Raw genomic sequence first — 5771 nt, 5'->3', positions numbered from 1 at the left:
GCCCGTCCGATGTTAGTGGGTAGGTCGTTAGAGATAAATGCCAACATTTATAGTAGATTAATGATAGATGCGCCAGCAATGGTGTACAGAACCCGGCTTATAGGCTTGCATTTTTTTTATTTACAAGCATTATTAGTAAATAGTAATATATTAGTATCCTATAAAAAATATTTAGCATAACCTATGGCAAAATTATTAATAATTGATGACGAGCGGGCAATAAGAAGTACCTTGCGGGAGATCTTAGAATACGAAAACTACGAGGTTGATGATATTGATAATGGTGTTGATGGGCTTGAACTAATTAAAAAGAAGAAGTTTGACCTCGTGTTATGCGATATCAAAATGAATAGAATGGATGGTATGGAAGTGCTCGAACAAGCGCTTGCCTTTAGTCCTGACCTTCCTTTTATCATGATCTCTGGTCATGGTACAGTAGAAACTGCCATTGAAGCCAGTAAAAAAGGTGCCTTTGACTTTATCTCCAAACCACCGGATTTAAACCGCCTGCTCATTACCGTTAGGAATGCACTGGACCGTGGTAACCTCGTTACAGAAACCAAAGTATTAAAACGTAAAGCCAGTAAGACCAGAGATATCCTGGGTAGCTCTGAATGCATCAGTAAAATTAAAGAAACCATCGAACGTGTTGCGCCTACCGAAGCCCGTGTTTTAGTTACTGGAGCCAATGGTAGTGGTAAGGAACTGGTTGCACGCTGGTTACACGAAAAATCATACCGTGCCGATGCACCTCTTATTGAGGTAAACTGCGCAGCCATCCCCTCTGAACTTATTGAAAGTGAACTTTTCGGTCACGAAAAAGGTTCTTTTACCTCTGCAGTAAAACAACGTATTGGTAAATTTGAATTAGCTAATGGCGGCACGCTCTTCCTGGATGAAATTGGCGACATGAGCCTTTCTGCCCAGGCAAAAGTGCTCCGTGCGCTGCAAGAGCATAAAATAACCCGTGTTGGTGGCGAAAAAGAATTTGAAGTGAACGTAAGGGTCATTGCAGCTACCAATAAAGATTTATTGAAAGAAATTGAGGACGGTAACTTCCGTATGGATTTATACCACCGTCTAAACGTTATTAATATTCACGTTCCACAATTGACAGAACGTGTGGAGGATATTCCAGTATTAGCACAAAGTTTCCTCGAAGAAATTTGCAAAGAATATGGCATGCCGATTAAAAAAATCAGCGATGCAGGCGTAGTTGCTTTACAACGTTTACCATGGACAGGCAATGTGCGTGAACTACATAACATGATTGAACGTTTGATTATTTTAAGTGATAAAGTGATCACTGAACATGATGTAACTGCATTCGCCAATCCAGGTGGTGGTACTAATATAGGTGCTGCAAACGGTTCACAGATTGTTGCAAGCCAGGCACCCACTGCACTGGATTACGATAGGTTTAATAACTTCCAGGATTATAAAGACTACGCCGAACGTGAGTTTATCAAATTTAAACTAGAGAAAAACAATTGGAATGTTTCGAAAACTGCCGACGATATTGACATTCAAAGGAGTCATTTGTACAGCAAAATTGAAAAGTTCGGATTAAAACGAACTGCAGAATCATAAATTTTAAAAAGACAGGAATCGTAAAGAACCTGTCTTTTTTTATTCCCAGGTTATTCTAGGTAATCAGCTTGCCGTGTTAACAAGGCCCTGTATTTATTAAAGATGGCTGTTTTAGAAACAAAGCCTATAAAAGTGCCATTGTCACTCACCACAGGTAATACCCACAAATTTGATGCTTCCATTTTAGAAAGAACCTGCTTTAAAGAATAATCTTCCCGTATCACATCTGGTGCGGTGTGCATTATATTGGATACCGGACTTGCCTTAGCCTCATCGTTTGTAGCCAATTTAAATACATCGTCCATATATACGAGCCCCATGAGATGATTTTCTTCATCAACTACCGCAAAAAGGTTGCGTTTTGATTGCATCATATCGGCAAGACGATCAGACAATATATCTCCGGTTTTTAACACCAAATTATCTTTCTCAATCAGGTATCGAAGTTTCATCATCCTCAATACCGTCGTGTCCTTGTCTTCATGCGAGAGCAAGCTGTCACTTTCAGCAAGTGATTTAGTATGAATGGAATACTTACTGTGGTTGCGGCTAATGAGATAAGATATAGAAGACGTAATCATCAATGGCACCATTAGAATGTATCCTCCGGTGATTTCAGCAATTAAAAAGATACCGGTTAAAGGCGCATGCATAATACCGCTAAGTGCCGCAGCCATACCAGCAACAATAAAATTCACCACGTTTAACTCCCCTAAACCTGTTAAATTTATAGTATATGCGAAGATAAAGCCTATCAAGCCACCCATAAACAAACTTGGAGCAAACATGCCGCCATTCCCCCCAGCGTTTAAGGTAACGAGTGTAGCAAACGATTTTGCAAAAAGAGTAGCTACCGTAATAAGGACCAGTACAAAAGGTATATTGGTATACTCAGAAAAAATACTGTTGCTTACAATCCAATCGTAATTGCCGCTGAGTAGGCTTCGAATGGTGACATAACCCTCGCCGTAGAGTGCTGGAAATAAAAACAACATGATCCCTAGAAATAAGCCACCGATAACTACTTTTCTGTAAGGATTATCTATTCGCTTGAAATAATTCTTTACAAGATAATTTACCTTAGTAAAATAAATAGAGAATAAACCAATAAAGACTGACAATATAATATAGTATGGTATGGCATTCACTACCCAACCTTCAGTCACTAAAACAAAAAGCTGTTCTGAATAGAAAAAACGCGCCACCACCGAAGCCGTGGCCGCCGACAAAAGCAATGGAATAAAGGCAGGAATGGTAAACTCGGGCAGTAGAATCTCAATAGCAAATAAAGCCCCCGCAATTGGGCTATTGAATGCACTAGCAATTCCTGCAGCGGCACCACAGGACAGAAGCATCGTTATTTCCCGGTACGAAAGCCCAAGAAATTTGCCCACCGCTGATCCAATGGCAGAACCACTCGTCACAAGTGGTGATTCGAGTCCCACAGAACCACCGAAGCCCACGGTTAACGCTGAAGTTATGACTTGTGAATATATGTTATGGGACTCTACCCTGCTTGATTTTTTTGCAATGGTAAATAATACGGGACTTAAGCCTGTTTCAAACTTTCCTATACGAATAAACCGCCGGGTATACATAACAGACAGCAGAATACCGATAAAAGGAAAAAAAAAGTAAAGGTAATACTTATAATGCCATTGAAAACCGGTTTGTAAATACTCTTCAATGTGGTGAGTGAGGCTTTTTAATACCGCGGCCACACACCCCGAAATAATTCCTACCACCAGGGCGGCAATAATCAAAAAGTTCCGGTTCGATATTTTCGTTCTCCGGTACTGATTTAATGTGTCGATATAACGGAGGAACTTTACATGCATATCTCTTTAATTTAGCTGTCGAACTTATCTAAAAGCTTTATTAATGTCGCGAAATCTTTAGGATAAGGGGCATCAATCAATATGTCCTGCTCATCCATACCTTTAAAAGTAAGATACTTGGCGTGAAGTGCAAAACGTTTCATGATAGGTTGTTCCTCATCATCTTTAGAAATTCGGTAGTTTTTTTTAAGTGCCGACAGGTATACGGGTTTACCTTTATACATATGATCACCGGAGATAGAAGCACGTTGAGTAGCCAGGTGTATCCTGATCTGATGCATTCTACCTGTAACGGGTTTACATTCCACTAAGGTATAATGTTTATAATATTTTAGTGAATTAAAATAGGTTTCTGCACGTTTCCCTTCCATCCTGTCAATCGTCACGTTTTTATTGCCATCGTTTAAAATAGGCAAATCAACTAACAGGTCGTTAAAGGTAAACTGCCCGTCAACTACTGCATGGTAGATTTTAGTCACCTTACGACGTTCAAACTGCATGGAGGCATGACGATATGCCTCAGGAGTTTTGGCAATTAAAATTGCACCACTGGTTTCTTTATCTAAACGGTGGCAAACCTGAGCATCATCGCTGTATTGTTTGGCAAGGCGCAGGATATTCACTTCGCCCGAGCCGCCACGCTCATCAAGTGAAGCAACGAAAGGCGGCTTATTGACAACGATAAAATCGTTGTTTTCAAATAATATGAGGTCTTTAAAATTTGGATATTTCAATGATATAGAGTTCTTAGCTGCAAAAGTACTAAGAAAGTTCGAATTTATAACCCACACCTTTCACCGTGGAGACATAATTCTCTCCCAGTTTCTCTCTCAACTTACGAATATGCACATCAATAGTACGATTGGTTACCACCACAGAATCTTCCCAGATATTTTTCAGAATAGATTCTCTAGTGTATACCTTCCCTGGTTTTGAAGCCAAAAGATATAACAATTCGAATTCCTTTTTAGCTAAAACCACCTTATTGCCACGTTGAAATACTAGGTAAGCCTCCCGGTCAATAACAAGGTCACCAATCTCAACCTTGTTTTCCGACACCTCGTTACTGTTGTTGTTCCTGCGTAATATGGCGTTAATGCGGCTTACCAGTGCACGCGGTTTAATTGGTTTCGCTATATAATCATCTGCACCTACGTTAAAACCTGCTATTTCAGAATACTCCTCACTCCTGGCGGTTAAAAACACCATGAACGTATTCTTAAACTCTGGGATAGCACGCATTAAACGACAAGCCTCTATCCCATCCATTACAGGCATCATAATATCGAGGATAACCAAATCTGGATGTATTTTTTTAGCTAATGCAATACCAGCCTGGCCGTTACCAGCGACGAAAACCTGATAGCCTTCTTTCTTTAGATTGTATTCAACTAATTCTAAAATATCAGGTTCATCATCAACAATAAGTATCTTTTGTTTGGCTACGCTCATATTTTTAAATTATTTATTACGAAACTACTCATTATAAAATACGGCAAGGTTAACAGCAAGTTACGAAATTGTTAACTCGTTTTTTATAATTAACAACGTACTGACTTTATTTTAATGTTTTAGCTAAGAAAGCATCTAATTCTTCTGCTCTCAAGTTCTTTGCGATAATAATACCTTGAGGATCAAGAAGAAAAGATGATGGAATAGCCTCAATCTGATACTGTTTAACAACAGGACCTTCGAAATCCATCAACTCACCGCCATGTGGCCAGGTTAAATTATCCGTTTTAATTGCTTTTTGCCACGCTACCTTATCTTTATCAAGAGAAACACCAAATACAGTAAAGTTTTTGTCTTTATAAGTTTGGTAAGCTTTAACAATGTTAGGGTTTTCCTGACGACAAGGCTGGCACCACGATGCCCAAAAGTCTAACAACACGTATTTACCTTTAAAATCGGCCAGGCTAATTTTATTTCCGTCAATGCCATTGATTGTAAATGCAGGCGCTGGCTGACCAACCTGTACTGTTTTTAAATTCGCCATGCGTACCAAAAATTCTGTAACAGCAGGGTTATTATTAAACTTGCTTTTAATCTTGTCAGAGTAAGCCACCATTTCTTCTTCATATTCTGATGGGTTCAACAAGTTAATCGCATAAAATCCAGCAAGAGAACCACTATTATCTTGTGCAAACTTCAAGATTTCCTGGTTAAGGTTTTCAATTTCTTTAGTGTATTGTGGGCGAATCTTCTCCATTATGGCATCCCTGTTGTCTGGATCGTTAGCAACCTGTTCATCAAACTCACGCTGAACAGCTTCTATTTTCGCCATAAATTTATTTTTGGTCACATTAAGCGCTTCCAGTTTATCAGCTTCTTCTGCACCCGACA

At 39.4% G+C, this 5771-nt stretch carries 6 protein-coding genes; 2 read left to right on the top strand and 4 right to left on the bottom strand.

The genetic code is table 11. The features are described 5' to 3' along the window. Positions 1 to 180: hypothetical protein (locus ACR2F3_RS05965; RefSeq protein WP_432709067.1), on the top strand; the 180-nt coding region annotated here is incomplete at its 5' end. Positions 181 to 183: 3 nt separating this feature from the next. Continuing rightward, on the top strand, positions 184 to 1590 hold the full coding sequence (locus tag ACR2F3_RS05960; protein ID WP_432709066.1) for a sigma-54-dependent transcriptional regulator: 1407 nt from the start codon (positions 184 to 186) through the stop codon (positions 1588 to 1590). A gap of 50 nt (positions 1591 to 1640) precedes the next feature. On the opposite strand, the gene ACR2F3_RS05955 is transcribed toward ACR2F3_RS05960, so the two are convergent. The 4 genes from ACR2F3_RS05955 to ACR2F3_RS05940 form a co-directional block, all read right to left on the bottom strand. Further along, on the bottom strand, positions 1641 to 3428 hold the full coding sequence (locus ACR2F3_RS05955) for a chloride channel protein (RefSeq protein ID WP_432709065.1): 1788 nt from the start codon (positions 3426 to 3428) through the stop codon (positions 1641 to 1643). 11 nt (positions 3429 to 3439) lie between these two features. Beyond that, positions 3440 to 4162 (bottom strand): RluA family pseudouridine synthase, encoded by a 723-nt coding sequence (locus ACR2F3_RS05950; RefSeq protein ID WP_432709064.1) that lies wholly within the window; start codon positions 4160 to 4162, stop codon positions 3440 to 3442. Positions 4163 to 4190: 28 nt separating this feature from the next. Then, complete coding sequence (locus ACR2F3_RS05945; RefSeq protein WP_432709063.1) at positions 4191 to 4880, bottom strand: response regulator transcription factor; 690 nt, start codon at positions 4878 to 4880, stop codon at positions 4191 to 4193. A 106-nt stretch (positions 4881 to 4986) separates the two neighbouring features. Beyond that, positions 4987 to 5771: peroxiredoxin family protein (locus ACR2F3_RS05940; RefSeq protein ID WP_432709062.1), on the bottom strand; the 785-nt coding region annotated here is incomplete at its 5' end.

Source organism: Pedobacter sp. (assembly GCF_045627485.1).
Lineage (GTDB): Bacteria > Bacteroidota > Bacteroidia > Sphingobacteriales > Sphingobacteriaceae > Pedobacter.
The sequence above is the reverse complement of the archived record's forward strand: the minus strand, read 5'-3'. Positions and strand labels throughout refer to the sequence as shown.

What these genes read in the sequence shown, in the direction of transcription:
- ACR2F3_RS05960 (WP_432709066.1), top strand. Translation starts at nt 184, where the DNA reads ATGGCAAAATTATTAATAATTGATGACGAGCGGGCAATAAGAAGTACC.
- ACR2F3_RS05955 (WP_432709065.1), bottom strand. Translation starts at nt 3,428, where the DNA reads ATGCATGTAAAGTTCCTCCGTTATATCGACACATTAAATCAGTACCGG.
- ACR2F3_RS05945 (WP_432709063.1), bottom strand. Translation starts at nt 4,880, where the DNA reads ATGAGCGTAGCCAAACAAAAGATACTTATTGTTGATGATGAACCTGAT.